The 18,335-nt window shown below is 72.1% G+C and carries 18 protein-coding genes; 17 read left to right on the plus strand and 1 reads right to left on the minus strand.

The genetic code is table 11. From position 1 onward, the window contains the following. Window positions 1-142 precede the first annotated feature (142 nt). Window positions 143-334 carry a hypothetical protein gene (locus OSR43_RS13930; protein ID WP_302267203.1) on the minus strand — a complete coding sequence of 64 codons (192 nt, stop codon included), beginning with the start codon at window positions 332-334 and terminating at the stop codon, window positions 143-145. A gap of 181 nt (window positions 335-515) precedes the next feature. Between OSR43_RS13930 and OSR43_RS13935 the strand changes: the two genes are divergently transcribed. The 17 genes from OSR43_RS13935 (at window position 516) to OSR43_RS14015 (ending at window position 18,333) form a co-directional block, all read left to right on the plus strand. Then, window positions 516-1,742, plus strand: coding sequence for a hypothetical protein (locus OSR43_RS13935; protein ID WP_302267205.1), 1,227 nt, complete (start codon window positions 516-518; stop codon window positions 1,740-1,742). 4 nt (window positions 1,743-1,746) lie between these two features. Beyond that, window positions 1,747-2,151: a capsid cement protein gene (locus OSR43_RS13940; RefSeq protein WP_302267206.1), complete on the plus strand. Its 405-nt coding sequence runs from the start codon at window positions 1,747-1,749 to the stop codon at window positions 2,149-2,151. 11 nt (window positions 2,152-2,162) lie between these two features. Continuing rightward, window positions 2,163-3,293 carry a hypothetical protein gene (locus OSR43_RS13945; RefSeq protein WP_302267208.1) on the plus strand — a complete coding sequence of 377 codons (1,131 nt, stop codon included), beginning with the start codon at window positions 2,163-2,165 and terminating at the stop codon, window positions 3,291-3,293. A 10-nt stretch (window positions 3,294-3,303) separates the two neighbouring features. After that, complete coding sequence (locus OSR43_RS13950) at window positions 3,304-3,657, plus strand: hypothetical protein (RefSeq protein WP_302267209.1); 354 nt, start codon at window positions 3,304-3,306, stop codon at window positions 3,655-3,657. A 76-nt stretch (window positions 3,658-3,733) separates the two neighbouring features. After that, window positions 3,734-4,117, plus strand: coding sequence for a hypothetical protein (locus OSR43_RS13955; RefSeq protein ID WP_302267211.1), 384 nt, complete (start codon window positions 3,734-3,736; stop codon window positions 4,115-4,117). After that, window positions 4,117-4,551, plus strand: a complete 435-nt coding sequence (locus OSR43_RS13960; protein ID WP_302267213.1) for a DUF6093 family protein — start codon at window positions 4,117-4,119, stop codon at window positions 4,549-4,551. The genes OSR43_RS13955 and OSR43_RS13960 overlap by 1 nt, the downstream gene beginning before the upstream one ends. Before the next feature lie 22 nt (window positions 4,552-4,573). Then, a complete protein-coding gene (locus OSR43_RS13965) occupies window positions 4,574-4,942 on the plus strand; it encodes an HK97-gp10 family putative phage morphogenesis protein (RefSeq protein WP_302267214.1) in 369 nt (122 codons plus the stop codon). Window positions 4,943-4,944: 2 nt separating this feature from the next. Beyond that, complete coding sequence (locus OSR43_RS13970) at window positions 4,945-5,439, plus strand: hypothetical protein (RefSeq protein ID WP_302267215.1); 495 nt, start codon at window positions 4,945-4,947, stop codon at window positions 5,437-5,439. Window positions 5,440-5,495: 56 nt separating this feature from the next. Continuing rightward, window positions 5,496-5,810 (plus strand): hypothetical protein, encoded by a 315-nt coding sequence (locus tag OSR43_RS13975; protein WP_302267216.1) that lies wholly within the window; start codon window positions 5,496-5,498, stop codon window positions 5,808-5,810. A gap of 20 nt (window positions 5,811-5,830) precedes the next feature. After that, complete coding sequence (locus tag OSR43_RS13980; RefSeq protein WP_302267217.1) at window positions 5,831-6,367, plus strand: hypothetical protein; 537 nt, start codon at window positions 5,831-5,833, stop codon at window positions 6,365-6,367. A gap of 114 nt (window positions 6,368-6,481) precedes the next feature. Further along, a complete protein-coding gene (locus OSR43_RS13985) occupies window positions 6,482-7,129 on the plus strand; it encodes a hypothetical protein (RefSeq protein ID WP_302267218.1) in 648 nt (215 codons plus the stop codon). A 65-nt stretch (window positions 7,130-7,194) separates the two neighbouring features. Continuing rightward, the gene (locus OSR43_RS13990) at window positions 7,195-7,524 is read left to right on the plus strand and encodes a hypothetical protein (RefSeq protein WP_302267220.1); all 330 of its coding nucleotides are present in this window, start codon (window positions 7,195-7,197) and stop codon (window positions 7,522-7,524) included. Between the two features lie 25 nt (window positions 7,525-7,549). Further along, a complete protein-coding gene (locus OSR43_RS13995) occupies window positions 7,550-11,380 on the plus strand; it encodes a phage tail tape measure protein (protein ID WP_302267221.1) in 3,831 nt (1,276 codons plus the stop codon). Next, window positions 11,377-12,735 (plus strand): hypothetical protein, encoded by a 1,359-nt coding sequence (locus OSR43_RS14000; RefSeq protein ID WP_302267222.1) that lies wholly within the window; start codon window positions 11,377-11,379, stop codon window positions 12,733-12,735. Before OSR43_RS13995 ends, OSR43_RS14000 begins: the two co-directional genes overlap by 4 nt. A 4-nt stretch (window positions 12,736-12,739) precedes the next feature. Continuing rightward, a complete protein-coding gene (locus tag OSR43_RS14005) occupies window positions 12,740-15,754 on the plus strand; it encodes a hypothetical protein (RefSeq protein ID WP_302267223.1) in 3,015 nt (1,004 codons plus the stop codon). A gap of 10 nt (window positions 15,755-15,764) precedes the next feature. Next, on the plus strand, window positions 15,765-16,082 hold the full coding sequence (locus OSR43_RS14010; RefSeq protein WP_302267224.1) for a hypothetical protein: 318 nt from the start codon (window positions 15,765-15,767) through the stop codon (window positions 16,080-16,082). A 1-nt stretch (window position 16,083) separates the two neighbouring features. Then, on the plus strand, window positions 16,084-18,333 hold the full coding sequence (locus OSR43_RS14015; RefSeq protein WP_302267226.1) for a hypothetical protein: 2,250 nt from the start codon (window positions 16,084-16,086) through the stop codon (window positions 18,331-18,333). Window positions 18,334-18,335 lie beyond the last annotated feature (2 nt).

Consider the following 18,335-nt stretch of genomic DNA (forward strand, 5'->3'; position numbering starts at 1 on the left):
TTCGTACCGGGGCGTCCCGCACCGTCCGCACTCGAAGCCCATGTCGAGGGCGCGGCGGTGGAGACCGATCTCGGTCAGCTCCCACACGTGCTCGACGCAGTCCGCGTCGTCGTCCGCACCCATCAACGTCCCATTCGGCGAATCACTCGAAGTACATGCTCGGTCGGACCTCGACCTCACGGTTGTAGATGATCGTCTGATCGATCGGCGTCGTGAAGATCGTCTTGGTGTCGACGACTTCCACGAATTCGTCGATTGCGTCCTGCAGTTCTTCCCAGCTGCGGTCAGTCACCCGGCGGTCGTCCTCGATTGAGAACTGGAACGTGAGGGTCACGCTCCGCGTCCCCATCGTCCGCTTTGTGCCCTTCTTCCGCTTTGCCATCGATGCGCCTCTCAGTGATTGCTGGGTCGCCGCACGCTACCCGCGACCGGGAGGTCACGCTGTGCATACGCAAATTCGCGAGAGCGTCAAGCTCGCCGAGGCCGCGACCACCTCGGACCGCAAGTCCGGTCGCATGACCATCCAGGTCATGACCCCCGGCTGGGGGTCCTCCGGCTACTACTCCGCCGAGGTCTGCGAGTCCGCCGCCGAGCTCGTCGCCGTCGGCACCCAGATGTACCTCGACCACCCCCACCAGGACGGCTCCGGCCTCGACGTCCACGGCAACCGGTCGGTCCGCGACATCGCCGCAGTCATCACCGAGGCCGGCCGCTGGGACCCCGACCAGCAGGCCGTGATCGCGGAGTGCACCGTGACCGCCCCGTACCGCGAGTTTCTCGCCGACGAGCACCTCGCCCCGCACATCGGACTGTCCATCCGCGGCTCCGCGACCGACGTCGTCGAGGGCGAGGCCGAAGGCCGCCGAGGGCAACTCATCGAGTCCGTCGCAGTCATCTCCTCGGTCGACTTCGTCTCCCGCGCCGGCCGCGGCGGGAAGGTGCTGCAGGTCCTGGAGTCCGCACCCCCGTCGGCCGTCATCGAGGCCGCCGTCCAGCGCGGCATCGCCGAGGCCACCGCCGACGAGCGCCGCGAGCAGCTCTCCGACGCCATCCGCACCCAGTACGGCAGCGAGCGCCGCTGGGCATGGGTCCGCGACTTCGACGAGACGACCGTCTGGTTCGAGGCCTCCAGCGAGGACGAGCCGTCCCGCACCTGGCAGCAGGCCTACACCGTCGCCGACGACGACCTGTCGGTCTCCCTCACGGGCGAGCGGACGCAGGTCCGCCCCGTCACCAAGTACGTCCCGGCCACCCGGCCGGACAGCACCAACCCCACCACCGAGGAGTCCGAGGAGGACACCATGGGCAACATCTCGATCGAGGAGTCGGAGCACCGACGCCTCACCGAGGCAGCCGGCCGGGTGGCGCAGCTCGAGGAGCGCGCGACCACGGCCGAGCGGGAGCGCGACGAGCTCCGCGAGGCCGCCGCCGTCCGCACCCGCACCGACCGCGCCGTCGAGATCGTCGAGGCGCGCGCGAAGGAGGCCGGCGTCTCCTTCACCCCCCGCGAGGTCAAGGGCCTGCTCGCCGACGTCACCGTCACCGAGTCCGGCGACCTCGACGAGGCCGCGTTCACCACCCTCGTCGACACCGACGCGGCCGCGAAGAAGGCCGACGCCGGCGCCGGCCAGGTCCGCGGGCACGGCGGCACCGTCGTCGTGACCGAGTCCGGCACCCCCACCGGCATCGGCTGGGGCGACATCGACAGCGTGCTCGGCATCGCCGAGCAGAAGGGCGCGTGACGCCATGAGCAAGAACCAGGTCTTCGCCGGCTCCAGCCCGGCGCTCTCCCTGCCGGTCCCGGCCGGCACCCGCTCCGGCGACCCCGTCAAGGTCGGCGGCCAGATCGGTGTCGCCGACACCGACCGCACCGAGGTCGTCAACGGCAAGCAGTACGGCGGCGTCGGTCACCCCGACGGGTACGCCGCCGTCGCCCCCGACGGCACCTACGCGCTGCCCGTCGCCGACGCCGTCAACGCCGCCGAGACGCCCATCTACATCAGCGGCGCCGGCCCGTTCACGCTCACCACCACGGCCGAGGGCAACACGCTCTTCGGCCACACCGTCCCCGTCATCCAGCGGGGCGTCGCCACCGGCGCCACCAAGGCCGCCGGCGCCGGCACCGTCAACGTCCGACTCGTCCGGATCTGAGGAGACCCACCATGACGAACACTCTTCTCGAGATCGCGGAGAGCATCTCCGCCGAGACCTCGGGCACCTCGCCGGAGGCCCACCGCCGCCGGCTCACCGCACGCCCCGGCTTCATGGAGGCCGCCATGGGCGTCGCCACCCTGATGACCCACGCCCGCAGTGGCTCCAAGCGCGCCGCGTTCGAGCTCAACGAGGCGCTGACCACCAGCGACCTCGCGCAGTTCGCCTCCGGCGCCGTCATCGAGCGGGAGATGCTGCAGAACTACGACGCGCTGCCCACGCAGTGGCCGAAGTTCCTCACCCCCACCACGCTGCCGAACTTCAAGCCGAAGTACATGAGCCAGCTCGAGCTCGGCTCCCAGGTCTTCAAGGACGTCCCCGAGCGGACCGGCTACCCGATGGCCCAGGGGCCGGAGCTCGAGGAGTACCCGATCCGGGGCAAGAAGACCGGTCTGCTGTGGGGCTTCTCGTTCGAGGCGCAGGTCAACGACGACCTCGACCAGCTCATGCTGATCCCGAACCAGATGCCGCAGATGGCGATCGACACCGAGGACGACCGCGGCCTGCGGCTGCTGATCAACCTCGAGACCGGCGCGCTGAACACCTCGTTCTTCAAGGTGAGCAACGGCAACATCGGCACGCTGAAGCTGAACCCCACGAACCTGCAGACCGTCATCACGTCGCTGCGGACCAAGCGGGACCCGAAGACCGGCGCGATCATCCCGTCGGGCCGGCTGCAGCTGGTCGTGGGCTACGCGCTCGAGGCGGAGGCCGAGCGGATCCTGGCGGCCGACCGGCTGCTGGTCTCCGACGGCAACGGCGGCTACCGCGAGGAGCCGAACCCGCTGCGGGGCAAGGTCGACATCGTCACCAACGAGAAGCAGCTCGGCGAGTCGTGGATCGTGATGCCGAAGCCCGGCACCGCGCGCCGCTCGCCGTTCTGGTTCGGCCGCGTCCGCGGCTTCGAGCGTCCCGACTTCCGCTACAAGGCGGACCAGGGCCGCGCGATCGGCGGCGGGGACATCGTGGTCACCGCGGGGTCGTTCGACGACGACACCATCTGGTACCGCGGCCGCCACATCATGGGCGTCGCCCACGGCGACCCGACGCTCACCTACGGCTCCGACAACACCGGCGCCTGAGGAGGGCGAGATGGCTGACAACAAGGGCACGCACCTGCTCACCACGAGGGACTTCGTCGACGTGGTCGACGAGGCCGGCAACGACCTGGGCTACCAGGTCCCGAAGCACTGGGGCGCCGACCAGCTCGCACCCGGTGCGAAGAAGAAGTCCGGCCGGACCTCGGCCGCCAGCTCGTCCTCGGGCAGCACGCCGGCGGCGCCGACCAAGCCGGAGGGCGAGCCCGCCGGGAACGCCTCGACCGAGGACTGGGTGGCGTACGCCAAGTCCAAGGGCGCCACGGAGGACGACCTGAAGGACGAGCAGGGCGAGCCCCTCGGCCAGAAGGCGCTCCGCGAGAAGTACGGGACCCCGACCGGCTCCTGACGCACCACCGGGTGGCCGGCGCGGAGACCCCGCGCCGGCCGCCCGGCACCAGAACTACACAGCGAGGAGGCTCACCGTGCCCGAGCCGACGTTCGACTACGACCCGGCCACCCCGGAAGGCCTCGTCCGGCTCCTCCTCAACGACGTCGACGAGGACACCGCGGTCTTCACCGACGTCGAGATCGCCGCGTTCCTGACCCTCGAGGGCGGCAGCGTGAAGCGCGCGGCCGCGCAGGCGATCGACGTGAACGCCACCGACCAGGCGCTCGCCTCGAAAGTGCTGAAGACCGCGTCGGTCGTCACCGACGGCGCGAAGCTCGCCGACGCCATGCGGAAGCACGCCGCCGCGCTGCGCGATCAGGCCGACCGCGAGGACGACGCCGCGGACGGCGACTACTTCGACGTCATCGACCTCGAGGGCGGCGTTGACCGGCCCGAGCGCACCGCCTGGCCCTGCTGATGCCCCGCCCCCGCCACGCCCAGGGCCGCCCCGCCACGCCCGTCATCCCGACCGACTGGGCAGCCACACACGCACCCGTCGTCGCGAAGACCTGGACCGCCACCGTCGAGCTCCGCCGCCCCGGCGGCACCAGCGACTGGAACCCCACCACCGAACAGAACGAGCTCACCCCCCACCCGCCGTACTACGCCGCCGCCTGCTCCATCCAGGCCGAGGCCACCCAGGCCCGCGAAGCCACCGCCGCCGAGGACGCCACCGTCGTCGCCGGCTACCTCCTCACCGTCCCGGTGACCGCCGACGCCCACGTCGACGACCTCGCCACCGTCACCGGCACCGGCGACACGCTCCTCGAGGGCCGCACCCTCACCGTCCGCGACGTCGTCCGCGGCTCACAGCTCGTCGAGCGCGACCTGTTCTGCACCCTCAACGACTGACCAGACCGCCGAGGAGGCCGCCATGTCGCTCACCCTCGACACCTCCGAGGTCCGGGCGCTCGCCTCCCGAGTCGCCGGCGCAGGCGGCCGCATCGGGGCCCAGGGCTCCGCGGTCCTCCGGCGCGCCGCGCTCGCCGTCGAGGCCGACGCCAAGGCGCTCGCACCCGTCGACACCGGCAACCTGCGCAACTCCATCTCCACCACCGTCAGCGGCGACGGCCGATTCGGCGCCATGTCCGCCGAGATCGGCCCCACCGCCGAGTACGGCATCTACCAGGAGTACGGCACCTCGACCCAGACCGGCACCCCGTTCATGGGGCCCGCCGCCGACCGGCAGCTCCCGGCGTACGCCGACGCGCTCGCCACCATGGCCGCAGCGGCGGTGCTCTGAGCGTGGCCACCGTCATCGACCGCCGGGTCTTCGCCGGCGTCATCGCCGCCCGCCTCACCACGGTCACCAACGCGGCCGGCTACTACGGCCAGATCGGCCGCGCGCTCCCCGGCCAGACGATCGGCACCGGAACCGGCCACACGCCCGCCGACCCCCAGCCGAAGGGTCCCCACGACCTCCGCGTCCGCCCCTACATCGTGCTCTTCCCCGGCGCCGGCACCGACGGCCCCGACACCGACGTCGCCGACACCTTCGTCGACCTCGACGCGCCCTTCCAGGTCACCGTCGCCGGCGGAGACATCGACGACGTCCTGGCACTCGCCACCCGCGTCGACACCGCCCTCAACCGGTGGACCCCGCCCCCGACCGGCGGGATGCGGTTCGGCCGCCTCGCGCCGCCCGCCGGCTACGACCCCGGCCCCGTCCTGACCGACGCCAGCACCAAGCCGGCACGGCTCTACACGCCCCTGCTCTACCGCGCGATCGCGCACACCTGACGGCCCGCCCAGGCGGCCCGGAACACCCACCCCGACCGCCTGAGGAGGCACCCGTCATGGACGGATTCGTGACCGCTTACTCCGAGACCACCGGCCTGAAGCAGCGCGTCCCAGCGCACTTCATCGGCCACCCCGTCCTCGGCCGAGGCCTGCGCAAGACCCCCCGGCAGATCGCCGGCCAGGCCTACCCCGACGGCGACCCCACCACCGACTGGAAGGTCGCGCAGCTCGAGGCCTACGCCGCCGAGCACGACATCAACCTCACCGGCGCCACCACCAAGGCCGAGTCCGTCGCGCTCATCACCGAGGCGCTCGCCGCCACCCAGAACCCGACCGGCACCCCGCCGGCCGCAACCGAGACCCCGGCCTGACGGGGAGAAGGAGCACCCACATGCCTCGCTCACTGGCCGACGGCCACAAGAAGATCGCGGTCCTCACCGAGAAGCCGGTCAACCCCGCCGCCCCCACCGCTGCCGAGCTCGCCGCCGGCATCGGCGGCGCGGCCGGCGCCGGCTGCCGCATCCTGCTCTCCGACTGGGTCTTCGGCCCCACCGACTCCGACACCTTCAACGACCGCGCCGTCTGCGAGGAGGGCAACTCCCCCGAGTTCGGCGCCTCGAACTACCAGGCCGGCATGACCGTGTTCCGGTACTTCGACGAGATCGACGGGACCCCCGACGCCGTCGAGGACGCCCTCTTCGACGCCGTCAAGGTCAAGGGCACCACGCTCTGGATCTACGAGCGCGAGACCGGCCAGCCCGAGTCCGAGCCGTGGACCACTGCCGACGACATCTGGTTCGGCGCCGAGGTCCGCTCCGACAACCCCCAGCGTCCCGGCGACGCCGGCGGCTACGTCAAGCGCCGCATCCCGCTGCAGGTCAAGAAGGGCTACCCGGGCATCACCGTCGGCCCGGTCGTCACCCCCTGACCGCAGCCCCCAAGCGGGGTGGCGGGCGTGTCGAGGCGCCCGCCACCCCCACCACCTCCACCTCCTCGACACCCGCCTCGACGACCTCGACACCACCTCGACAGGAGCCCCACCGTGACCGAGCAGAACCTCGACCAGTCCATCAGCGACGCAGCCATCGGCAGCACCGTCCCCGAGCCCACCGCGGCCACCGCCCGGCCCGCGAACGACGAGCCCCGCGCCATGCTCACCATGGACGAGCTCCTCGCCTCCGCCCGCCGCCCCCGCGACTACGCCGGCATCTGCCTCCGCGCCGACCTCGAGGCCGACCACACCCGCGCACTGTCCGAGCTCCGCACCATCGTCGACGCCCAGGGCCGCCTCCTCGACGACGCCGAGCACGACGAGACCACCATCGGCGAGATCTCCCCGACCGCCCGCGCCCGCGCGCTCAGCGACCGCGTCCAGCAGCTCGAGCGCGAGATGGCCGCCTCGAAGCGGTGGGTCCTCTTCGAGGGCATGTCGTCCGACGACCTCAGCGTCTTCAACGACCAGCACAAGCCCAAGGGCGACCGCCCCGACATGACCCGCTACAACACCCGCCTCATCGCGAAGTGCGCCATCGACCCGGTCCTGACCATCGCCGACGTCGAGTCCATCCGGAAGAACCTCGGCCCCCGCGCGGTCGGCGAGCTCGTCCGGATCGCGCACAAGGTCAACACCGACGGCGGGGTCGACGTCCCTTTCTCGCCCGCAGCCTTGCAGAACCTCGGGCAGCGGTAGTCCGCTCCCTGCTGCGCGCCGCCCGCACAGCAGGGACACCCCCCACCCTGTTCTGCGGGCTGCGGATGCAGTCCACCGAGTACGTCTACGACGACGCCGGCCGCGTAACCCGGGCCGTGCACTCCCCCGCCTGGACCCCCGAGGACCGCGCCCTGGTCATGAGCCTCCAGCGGTACGAGGACGACCTCTGCCTCTGCGGCCACCCCCGCTCCCGTGCCTGGCACTCCGAGATGGACGGCCAGTACGAGCACGACGAGACCGAGGACCGGTTCCTCTGCCACGCCTGCACTGCCGCGAACGGCGGCGACAAGGTCACCTACCCCGCCGCCGCCCGCGACATCGGCCCGGCCGACCTGCCGCCGTTCCTGCTCGGCGTCACCACCACCCCCAGCTGACCACCCTTGAAGGGAGGCGTACGCCGTGACCGCTCAGGCCCGCTCCGTCGTCGTACGCCTCTCCATGGACACCGCCCAGGCCATCGCGGCGTCGAAGGACTTCGGCCGCGAGATGACCACCGCCATGGACCAGGCGGAGAAGTCGACCAGCCGCCAGACCCAGGCGATGGACCGGCTCGGCGACCGGGCCGGCAAGGTCGCGTTCGGCGCCACCGCGGCGCTCGCGGTCCTCGGCAAGGCCGCCATGGACTGGGAGTCCCAGTGGGCCGGCGTCACCAAGACCGTCGACGGGTCCAGCGCCGAGATGGCGCAGCTGGAGTCCGACCTGCGGTCGCTGGCGAAGACGATGCCGGCTACCCACCAGGAGATCGCGGCCACCGCCGAGGCCGCCGGCCAGCTCGGTGTCGCACGCGAGGACATCACCGACTTCACCAAGACCATGGTGATGCTCGGGGAGACCACCAACCTCACCGCCGACGGCGCCGCGACGTCGATCGCGCAGTTCATGAACGTCATGGGCACCGCGGCCGACGAGGTCGACGAGATCGGCAACACGCTGGTCGACCTCGGCAACAAGGGCGCCTCCACCGAGGGCCAGATCCTCGACATGGCCCAGCGGCTCTCCGGCGCCGGGAAGCTCGTCGGTGCCACCGAGGCCGACGTGCTGGCGCTCGCCTCGTCGATGGCGAACCTCGGCATCGAGTCCGAGCTCGGCGGCGGCGCGATCCAGCGGGTCTTCGCGAACATCTACCAGTCCGCCGCGCAGGGCGCCGACGGGGTGCAGGGCTTCGCTCAGGTCTCCGGCATGTCCGCCCAGGAGTTCGCCGACCAGTGGGCCAACGACCCGGTCCGCGCGTTCGACGCCTTCCTCCAGGGTCTCGGCCGGATCAGCGACTCCGGTGGGAACGTCATCGGGACGCTCGAGGACCTCGGCATCAAGGGCACCCAGAACCTCCAGGTCATGCTCCGCCTGGCCGGCGCCGGCGACGAGCTGACTACCGCACTTGACCTGTCCGGTGCTGCGTGGGAGGCGAACCGCGCGCTCATCGAGGAGTACGCCAAGCGCGCCGAGACCACCGGCTCCCAGGCGAAGGTCGCGTGGAACCAGATCCGCGACGCCGGCATCGAGGCCGGCGACTCGCTGCTGCCGATCATTGCGAACGTTGCCAACGTCGTCGGTACCCTCGCCGACGCCTTCGGCGCGCTCCCCGACCCGGTCCAGGGATCGCTGACCGGGCTGCTCGGTGTCGCCGCGATCCTCGGCGGCGGGATCTGGGCCGGCACGAAGGTCATCGGCGGCATCACCGCTGTCCGTGAGTCCCTCGCCGACGTCGCCGAGATCTCCCCGGCCGCCAGCCGCGGCCTCAACGGTGTCGCGAAGGCAGCCGCCGCACTCGCCATCGTCCAGACCGCCGTGGCCGGCATCGCGGCCCTGCAGGACGCGCTGCAGGGCGCCGGGCCGAACGCCAACGACCTCACCTCCCGCCTCCTGGACCTCCGGGGCGGCCTGGTCACCGATCTCGGCGGGGAGTTCGACGACCTCGGCGACAGCATCGGCCGCCTCGGCGACAAGAACATCGGCGAGAGCATCGGCGACATCGCCCTCGGCGTCGCCTCGTTCGGTCAGCTCGAGGGCCGCCGCCTCAAGGAGGCGAAGCAGGACATCGAGGCCCTCGACACTGCGCTGACCAACATCGCGGCGGCCGGCGGGATCGACCAGGCCCAGGCCGCGTTCGAGGAGCTCGCCGACGCGCAGGGCCTCAACGGCGAGCAGACCGAGATGCTGCGCGGTCTGCTGCCCGGGTACAGCGACGCCCTCGGCCGGGCCGACACCGAGGCCCGGCTCGCCGCCGACGGCACCGAAGAGGTCGGCGCCGCGATGACCAGCGCGGCGCCGGGCGTCGCGGTGATGACCGAGGCGATGGCCGCGTCTCGGGAAGCCGCCCGCGGTACCGCTGAGGCGTTCATCGGTCTCGGGGACAGCCTGAACGACTCCTCGGTCTCGCTTGGCGACTGGATCGGCGAGCTCGAGGCGCAGGCCAACGCGCTCCGCGACTTCCGGGTCAACGCCGAGGACGCCGCGGAGAACGGTCTGCGCGGCGGTCTCATCGACGCGCTGCGGGAGGCCGGCCCCGAGGGTGCGATGCGGATGGCGCAGCTCGCCGACGCCACCGACGCAGAGATTGGCCGCGCGAACCGCGCCTGGAAGCGCGGCCAGGACGAAGTCAACCGGTACACGAACACCGTCGGCGGCGTGCCCGTGGCCGAGCTCGACGCTGACGCGGACCCGGCCGCGAAGGAGCTCGCCAGGATCGAGCGGCTCCTGAAGAAGTACGGGCTGAGCCGCGAGACCGCCGAGGCGGCGCTCGACGACGTCGCGTCCGGGCGGATCAAGACCGTCCAGGGGCTCATCGACAAGTACGGGGTCACCCGGGCCGAGGCCCGCGCGCTGCTCGACGACGCCGCTTCGGCGAAGATCGCCGCTGTGCGGGCCCGGCTCGCCGCGCTCGACGGTGACGTCGCGGTCACGAAGATCCTGACGGTCTACGAGACCCGCGGGAGTCGCGACGGTGGCCGCGGGATGGGCGGCGGCACGAGCTACGACCCGACGCTCGGCGGTCTCGTGCCGCGGAAGAAGGCTGACGGCGGCCAGGTGTTCGGCCCCGGCGGCCCGCGCGACGACATGGTCCCCGCGCTGCTGTCGAACCGCGAGTACGTCATGCCGGTCGCGGCGGTGGACCACTACGGCCTCGGGTTCATGGAGGCGATCCGCGCGCGGAAGCTCGCGGACGGCGGCCCGGCCAAGGCCCCCCAGTACGCCTGGCAGGACGCCGCCAACGCCGTACGGGGCACCTCCTCCGCCTCCCGGTCCGTCGAGGACCGCCTCGCGCTCCTCCAGGCCATGAAGGAGGTCCGCGAGATCGCCCGGTCCCTCAACGCCACCGGCAAGAACCGCCTCGACGGCCTCGACCGGCGCATCGCCCGCGCCGAGCTGAAGCAGGCCCGCGACGCGCTTTCCGACGCCCGCCGCGCCACCACCATCCGCGCACGCGAGGCCGGCCGCGACTTCAACATCGAGTCCGGCATGACCGCCGCCGAGGTCAGCGAGGAGTACGCCGACTTCCGCCGCGTGCTCCGCGAGGCCGGCGTCGACGTCCCCAAGAGCTTCGACCAGATCCGCGAGCGGAGCGTCAAGCTGGCCGACCGGTTCGAGAGCGTCACCGCGAAGATCGCGGAGACCGAGGAGGAGCTGGAGACGTGGCGGGCGACCGCCGAAGACGTCTCCCAGTCGGTCGCGGGGTACTTCGACAACGACATCTACGGCACCAAGCGCACCGGCCCTGACGGCATCGAGACCAGCGGCGGACTCGCCGCGGTGATGCTGCAGCTCGAGGCCGACCGCAACGACACCGCCGAGCGGAACCAGCTGCTCCAGTCGGTCGCGGCGCTCGGCATCGACACCGCCTCGGAGGCGTTCCGGTCGCTCGCCACCGGCGCCGACATGGCGACCCTCCGCGACCTCGACACCACCGCGGAGATCCAGGCGTTCGCGGCGATGTTCGACGGTCGCGCGTCGGCCCAGGCCAACGCCGGGCAGTGGGCCGCCGAGGCCTACACCGGGCAGCACATCGCGAAGCTGGAGGCGACGTTGGCACGGCAGGAATCGACTCAGCAGCTGCTCACCCGGCAGCTGGAGCGGCAGGAGCAGCTCATCGAGGCGGCCACGATCCGCGGCACGCAGCGCGGCGCACGCGATGGTTCCGAGCGGGGTGCACGAGACGGTGCCCGCGAGGGCGTCCGGATGGGCTTCGTGGAGCAGAAGCGCGTCGCGGCGGCGAAGGCGAAGACCCGGTGACCCAGATGTCGGTCGGGCCGCGGTGGCCCCGGATGCGGTTCTGCGAGGCACCGTCGCTCGAGTCGGCCACACGGCTGGACCTCAACGAGCGCGGCATCGCCCACAACCCTTCCCGGGTGCAGGCCGACGGGTTCTCGCTGGGGATGGCGCAGCTGTCCGGCGAGCCGGGCGGACGCGGCCGCGTGTGGGGTGAGCGGACGCTGCCGCTGCCCCTGCGCGTCGACGGCGCCCGGCCGCAGGCGCTGGCCCGGCTCGAGGCCGTCGCCCGCGAGCTGACCCGCGAGGACAACTGGTTCGAGTGGCAGATGTCCTGGGACTCAGAGCCGCGCTGGTTCCACACCTACGCGGCCGCCCCATCCGCGCTGTCGCTAGACCGGGTCTACGTCGACTCCGCCCGCACGGACACTTGGACGACCACGCTGTCAGCGCCGGCCGACCCGTTCGCGGTGGGCGAGCCCCTCGTCCTGGGCCCGTTCACGGTGGCCAACCGCCCGTCCGGTGCGACGTACCCGATGCGGGTCGAGCTGCCCCCGGTCATCGGGGAGGTTGCCGCGCCGGCGGTCGTGCAGCTGGAGAAGCAGGCGGCCGGCGCGATGCTCGGCCCGGCCGTGGCCGTCGTGGCCGACGCCCCCGACGTGGCCACCGCGGCGTCCTGGGGCGGCGGTGTAGCCGCGGCCGTGACCGATGGGTCGTACCTGGCCGGCTCGTACCGGTCCACCACCGGCGCCCTCACGGACTGGACGACGGTGGCGACGTTCGCCCCATCCGGGACCTCCCGCGGGCGCCGGCGCACGCTGCTGCGGCTCTCCGGGTCAGGCGACACCGGCTCGCTGCTCCTGCGGTGGCGGATCTCGGCGGCCGGGGTGTCGTCGCGGGTCTACTCCACTCCGCGAGTGGTGCAGGTCGACCCGCAGCTGCGCTGGGTCGACGTCGGCGAGGTGCCGTGGCCCCTCGCCGCCGGCACCAGGCTCCCGGTGTCCGCGGCGACCGTCCTCACCCTCGAGGCGCGCCGCGTCGCCCCGGGCGGCGAGCTGCGGCTCGACAACCACCTGATCATGCTGCCGGTCGACCCCGACTCGTCCCTGCTGCAGCTGGACCCCGACTACGTCGGCACCGGCCCCGTCACCGCGCTGGTCGACGCCGAGGACCGGGTCGCCGAGATGACCGTCGGCGGGGCACCCATGCGCGCCCCGGGCGCCGCGGGCGGCTGGCCCCACCTCTCCCCGCACCGCGACAACCACCTCTGGGTCGCCCAGGCGCTCGACCCGACACCGATGGCCGGAGTGCACGACGACCCGAACTCCACCACCGCCGTGACCGTCACCTACCGACCGCGCTACCTGTGGGGGGTCTGACCCGATGCCCACCAGCACCGACGGCAGCCTGACCTACCGGCTCCTCGACTCCTCCCCCGACGGGCCCTTCGACGTCGACGTCACCGCCCACGTCACCGGCACCCCCACCCTGACCTGGACCTCGATTGGCGGCTGCGAGACCGCCCGCCTCCAGATCAACCTGCCCCTCTCCGCGCTGCCCAACCTCGGCGAGCAGTCCCGCCTCATCGTCACCGACCAGCAGAGCCGCGGGATCTGGGACGGCTACTGCACCGACCCCGGCGGCGTCGACGACGACAACGGCGAAGGATTCGACCTCGTCGCCGTCGGGTCCATGGTCGTCGCCTCCGACCGCGTCGAGCCGCTCGTGTACGCCGACGCCGAGTCGTCCCGCTGGGGCCGCGCCGCCGCGTCCGTGGCATCCGGACGCGCCGACCAGACCAACACCGACGGCACCCCCGAGACCAGCGGCTGGCTCCTCGCCCACCCCGAGGGCTACCCCATCGGCCCCGGCTCCGCCACCGGCATCGAGTACCGGGCCCTCGAGCACTCCTCCCAGACCATCGGCGGCATCACCTTCACCCTGACCGCCGGCGCAGTCGACCCGGGCTACCAGGTGCAGATCACCACCCACCACGACGGCGACCTCGTCGACACCGTCACCCGCGCGCTGCCCGCCGGCACCCATACCGTGACGATGCGCGCCGGCGTCGACTTCTCCACCGGCGTCGACGTCATCGCGATCAGCCTCGTCCGCACCGGTGCCGCCACCAACGTCACCACCGACCTGGCCTGGGTGAAGATCACCGCCCCCACCGTCCACGGCGCCCGCGTCGACCGCTACGGCACCCCGGTCAACGCCTTGACGCCGCTCACCTCCCGCGCGGTCATCGAGGACCTCGTCGGCCGCGGGATGCTCGGCCCGGTCGACCCCGCCGCCGCGATCATCGGCGACTCCGCGGCAACCCACACCCAGCTCGCCTGGCCCGAAGGGACCCGCGGCGCCGGCGTGCTGTCCGCGATCCGCGAGGACGACCCGGACATGGTGTGGATGTTCGGCACGCGCGGCCGCGGCGGCTACGAGTTCTCCTGGACCCGGTGGCCCGAGACCGAGGTCCGGTACGACATCACCGAACCCGACGCTGTGTCCCGGCCCGGCGCCGACGAGCAGCCCTGCCACCGGGTCAGCGTCTTCTACACCGACCCCGCCCCCGACGGCTTCCAGGGCGTCCGCCCCCTGCGCCGCGTCGTCGTCGAGCTCGCCGAGCCTGGCGGCTCCCGGGTCCGCGACGCCGACCCCATCAACCTCGGCGACTCCACCCCCGACGCCGCCCAGGCCGCCGGCGAGGACCTGCTGGAGAAGCTCGCCGCCGCCGCCCGCGCAGCGACCGCCACCGTCGGCCGCCGCGTCCTCGACCGGACCACCGGACTCAAGGTCGAGCCCTGGGAGCTCCGCCCGGGCGCGCTGGCCCGCATCGAGTCCACCGGCGAGGCCCTCCGCGTCACCGGCATCTCCTGCGACGCCTCACCCCAGGGCGCCACCGCGACCCTCACGCTGGGCGACCCCGCCCAGACCCTCGAGGACAAGCTGATCTCGTTCCTCCGCGGCGAGACCGACCCCACCGCGCCGCTCATCAAGCTGCCCCCGCCGCCGACCGTGCCGCCCACCACCGGTCAGCCCGTCACCAGTTCCGACGGGCAGCCCCCCGCCGAGTCCCCGGCGGTGGTGTGGCGCGGCGGGATCGGCTCCGCGCTGCTCACCTGGGACCTGGTCGACAACTACGACCCCACCACGTACAAGATCCTCATCGGCACCAGCGCGTCGCTGCTGGAGTCCGAGGCCACCCTGGCCGGGCACGCCACGTCCGACTTCTTCATCGCCCGGACCCTGCCGAACGGGACCCCGTTCCAGAACGGCGTCACCTACTACGCCCGCGCGATCGCCACCGACGCCGATGGGCAGGCCGAACCGGGCCCGGTGGTGTCCGGCACCGTCGTCGCGAAGATCACCGAGACCGAGATCTCCCCCGGCGCGGTAAACACCCCGCAGCTGAACACCAACGCGATCACCACCGAACTGCTCCTCGCCAACGACGCCTGGCTCGGTGCGCTGCGCGCCACCAACATCTACGGCGAGACCATCACCGGCCCGATCATCCAGACGAGCTCGAACGCGAACCGCGGCATCAAGCTCGACTCGGTCTCCAACACGCTGAGGGCCTGGGACAGCGCCGGCAACCTGCTGGTGTCGATCTCCGCCGCCAGCGGGAACGTGGACATCCGCGGCAACGTCACCGTCTACTCCGGCCAGGGGCAGAGCCGCGGCACGCTGACCAACGTCTTCGGGTACGGCGCCGGCCTGGCGTTCTACGGCCAAGACGGTTCCTTCGGCGGCGGCCTGTTCATGTCCGACTCGGTCGGCAAGATGTCGCTGTGGGGCCCCTCGGGCTCGACCTACTTCACCTTCCAGCCCGGTGAGTGCGTCGTCTACAACGGCGGGTTCCGCATCGTCGGCGGCGGCATCTCCTCGGCGGGCGGCATCGGCACCCTCGGCGACGTCGTCGCACTCGGCACCGTCAGCGGCGCGAAGGTCAAGGCCACGAGCCCGAGTACCCCGCCGGCCGACCGCACCGCCAACGTCTACATGGGCAACGACGGCGAGCTCATGAAGGTCGTCTCCTCGGCCCGCTACAAGAACATCGACCGAGACGCCGAGATCGACCCCGACGACGTCCTCGCGATGCGCCCCCGCTGGTACGCCATGAAGGACGACCCCGAGCAGCGCCTCGGCCTGGGCTACATCGCCGAGGAAGCGCACGGCCGCGGCCTCACCGCCTTTGTCGACTACGACGAGGACGGCCGCCCCGACGGGTTCCACTACCCGACCTTCGCCGCCATCGGCCACCAGGCCGTGCTCCGCCGCGAGCACGCCGCCCGCCTCGCACTAGAGGAGTCCGTCCGCGACCAGGCGACGCGCATCGAGTCGCTCGTCCAGGCCCTCTCCGCCGCGCTCCCTGACCTCGACCTCGACGCCGCCTGAAAGGACCACCATGTCCACCACCGCTGACACCCCCGCCCTCGACGACCTCAGCTCGGGGCCAGCCGCCGCGCAGCCGCCCGAGGTGAACCCGGCGGTCTACGAGCTCCTCGCGGAGGAGCAGGCCATCCTCGAGGCCGCACTCCCCGGGCTGCACGCGATGCACTACCAGCAGCGCGCCGTACAGCTGGGTCTCCGCGTCCGCGAGCTCGAGGCGCAGCTCGCCGAGGCACAGGACGCCTACGAGCAGCTCTCCCTGCTGGTCACCCGTGACCAGCCCGAGCCGGCCCCCGACCCCGCCGACGCCCCTGCTGCAGGAAGCGAGGACTGACGTGCCCGTCGAGACCTGCACCCTCACCGGCAACCTCTCCGACCTCGTCGGCGTCCGCATCCCCGGCCGCCAGGCCGTCGCGGTCCTCGAGACCAACCAGGCACCCGGCGAGTCGCTCGTCCTCACCGACCCCAAGGGCGTCCGGCTCGGCGTCACCGCGCTCACCCTGACCGCCGACGGGTCGTTCACGCAGGCCGGTGTCGTCACCACGGACTCCCCCGACGTGATGCCCGAGCAGAACCGGCAGTACCGCCTCCGGGTGTTCTACCCCGACCCCCGCGCCGGCGATGGCCAGGGCACCTGGGACTCGGGCTGGTTCTTCCTCACCGGCGACGCCGACCTCGCCGACCGCGTCGTCGTGTCCTACCTGCCGCCGACTGCAGTCGGCGAGGCGGTCGCGCTGCTCGACGAGAAGGTCGACGCCGCCGAGACCACGATGCAGACGTACGTTGCGCAGGCACAGGCCGCCCGCGACGACGTCGAGGATGTCCGCATCGACGCGACGGCCGCGCTGGGCGCAGCTGACGTCGCCACCGGCGCGGCCGAGACCGCGACCGGCGCGGCCCAGTCCGCCGCGACCCACGCCGGGCAGGTGGCAGACGCGGTGGCCGTCGCCGGAGGCGCCGCGAGCGCCGCGGAGCAGGCCGCCACCACGGCCACCGGCGCTGCGGACACCGCGACGTCCGCCGCCGCCGCGGCCGAGCTTGACCGGGACACCACCGCGGCGCACCGGGCTGCCGTGGAGGCCGTGCCGGCGACGAACGACGGCATCATGACGGCCGTCGCGAGCGACCAGGAGAGCGACTTCGCGTCCACTCTTACGGCCTCGACAGGGGGGAAGACCCGCCTTGTCTCGCGGGCCATCGCGGACGGGTCAGACCAGAGCGCGACCCTGAACTCCGAGGCGGCTGTCGCGGCATCCAGCGGGCGCGTGCTCGAGCTCCCGGCAGGCGAGATCGTGATGGCGACACCGTGGACCGTGCCCACGGGGGCGACCGTCGTCGCCAGCCCGGGCGGCACCACCATCAAGTACACCGGCTCCGGCACGCTGCTCCTGCTCGCCTCGAAGCTCTTCGTTCAGCTCGACGGCATCAACCTCTGGGCGACGCACGCCACCGCCAGGGTGCTCGACCTCTCGAACTCGTTCCGCTGCAAGTTCTTCGGCGTGACGATCCGTGGCAACCACACCACAGGCACCGGCGCCACCTACGCCGCCCAGGTCGGCCTGACCCTCCGCGACAACGCGGGTGACAACCGCTTCGTCGCCTGCGACTTCAACAACCTCGGCGTCGGCGTCTCGACCGACACGATCCAGAACTACTTCCTCGGCTGCAACATCGGCACCTGCCTCAAGCCCTTCGAAGGCGGCGACCCGACCGGCGTCAACTTCCGAGCGGGCGTTTCCTGGACTGGCGGCACGATCGTCGGCACCAGCGGCGTCACCGACACCGCCATCAACATCACCGGCTCCTCCGCCGAGTGGTGGTTCTCCCAGATCCACGTCGAGAAGTGCGACAAGGCCGTCGTGATCGGCAACGAGAACGGCGGCCCGCGGGCGTTCAGCCTGCGCGACGCCTTCGTGTCCTCGCAGACGAAGACCATCGAGATCAAGGGCGCACGCCAGACCGTCCTCGACAACATCACCTTTCGCCCCGGGGAGGGCGGAGCGACGCCCATCGACCTAGTCATCGACCCCGCGGCTGCTGCCGATGGGTACGCCGTTGGCCTGCGTCCCTCGACCGCGTTCGACTTCGCCGACTCCGTGTTCCCAGCCGGATGGGCAGTGCTCGGCAATCGCTCGAGTGCCGGCCGGGTTCCGCGCCTACGCCAGGCCGAGAGCTGGCAGGCGTTCATCCCGGTCTCCGCCCCGACCAACGGCAACGCGAACTTCGAGGGCGCCGCGCGGTTCGACGCCGGATACCCGATGTCGATGCAACGGTCCTCGGTCGGTGGCGTGCAGAACGCCGAAGTCTCTTGGAGGGTCGACCTCTCTGCCGGCACCTGGACCGTGCAGCTCGCCCACGTCCGCGGCACCAACCGGGGTATCTACACCGTCCAGCTCGACGGCGTCACCATCGGCACCGTCGACGGCTACTTCAATGGGGTCGACGTCCGGTTCGACTCCATCACCGGCGTCGCTGTCCCGGTCGGCGGCGTCCACACCGTCCGGCTGCTCATGGCGACGAAGAACGCCGCAGCGAGCAGCTACTACGGGACGCCGTCGTTCCTGCAGTTCACCCGCACGGCCTGAGC

This window comes from Nocardioides sp. Arc9.136, assembly GCF_030506255.1.
Taxonomy (GTDB): Bacteria; Actinomycetota; Actinomycetes; order Propionibacteriales; family Nocardioidaceae; genus Nocardioides.

Excerpts from the sequence above, each read along its gene's own strand:
- OSR43_RS13935 (WP_302267205.1), top strand. The coding sequence starts at position 516 with ATGACCATCCAGGTCATGACCCCCGGCTGGGGGTCCTCCGGCTACTAC.
- OSR43_RS13940 (WP_302267206.1), top strand. The coding sequence starts at position 1,747 with ATGAGCAAGAACCAGGTCTTCGCCGGCTCCAGCCCGGCGCTCTCCCTG.
- OSR43_RS13945 (WP_302267208.1), top strand. The coding sequence starts at position 2,163 with ATGACGAACACTCTTCTCGAGATCGCGGAGAGCATCTCCGCCGAGACC.
- OSR43_RS13950 (WP_302267209.1), top strand. The coding sequence starts at position 3,304 with ATGGCTGACAACAAGGGCACGCACCTGCTCACCACGAGGGACTTCGTC.
- OSR43_RS13960 (WP_302267213.1), top strand. The coding sequence starts at position 4,117 with ATGCCCCGCCCCCGCCACGCCCAGGGCCGCCCCGCCACGCCCGTCATC.
- OSR43_RS13965 (WP_302267214.1), top strand. The coding sequence starts at position 4,574 with ATGTCGCTCACCCTCGACACCTCCGAGGTCCGGGCGCTCGCCTCCCGA.
- OSR43_RS13975 (WP_302267216.1), top strand. The coding sequence starts at position 5,496 with ATGGACGGATTCGTGACCGCTTACTCCGAGACCACCGGCCTGAAGCAG.
- OSR43_RS13980 (WP_302267217.1), top strand. The coding sequence starts at position 5,831 with ATGCCTCGCTCACTGGCCGACGGCCACAAGAAGATCGCGGTCCTCACC.
- OSR43_RS13990 (WP_302267220.1), top strand. The coding sequence starts at position 7,195 with ATGCAGTCCACCGAGTACGTCTACGACGACGCCGGCCGCGTAACCCGG.
- OSR43_RS14005 (WP_302267223.1), top strand. The coding sequence starts at position 12,740 with ATGCCCACCAGCACCGACGGCAGCCTGACCTACCGGCTCCTCGACTCC.
- OSR43_RS14010 (WP_302267224.1), top strand. The coding sequence starts at position 15,765 with ATGTCCACCACCGCTGACACCCCCGCCCTCGACGACCTCAGCTCGGGG.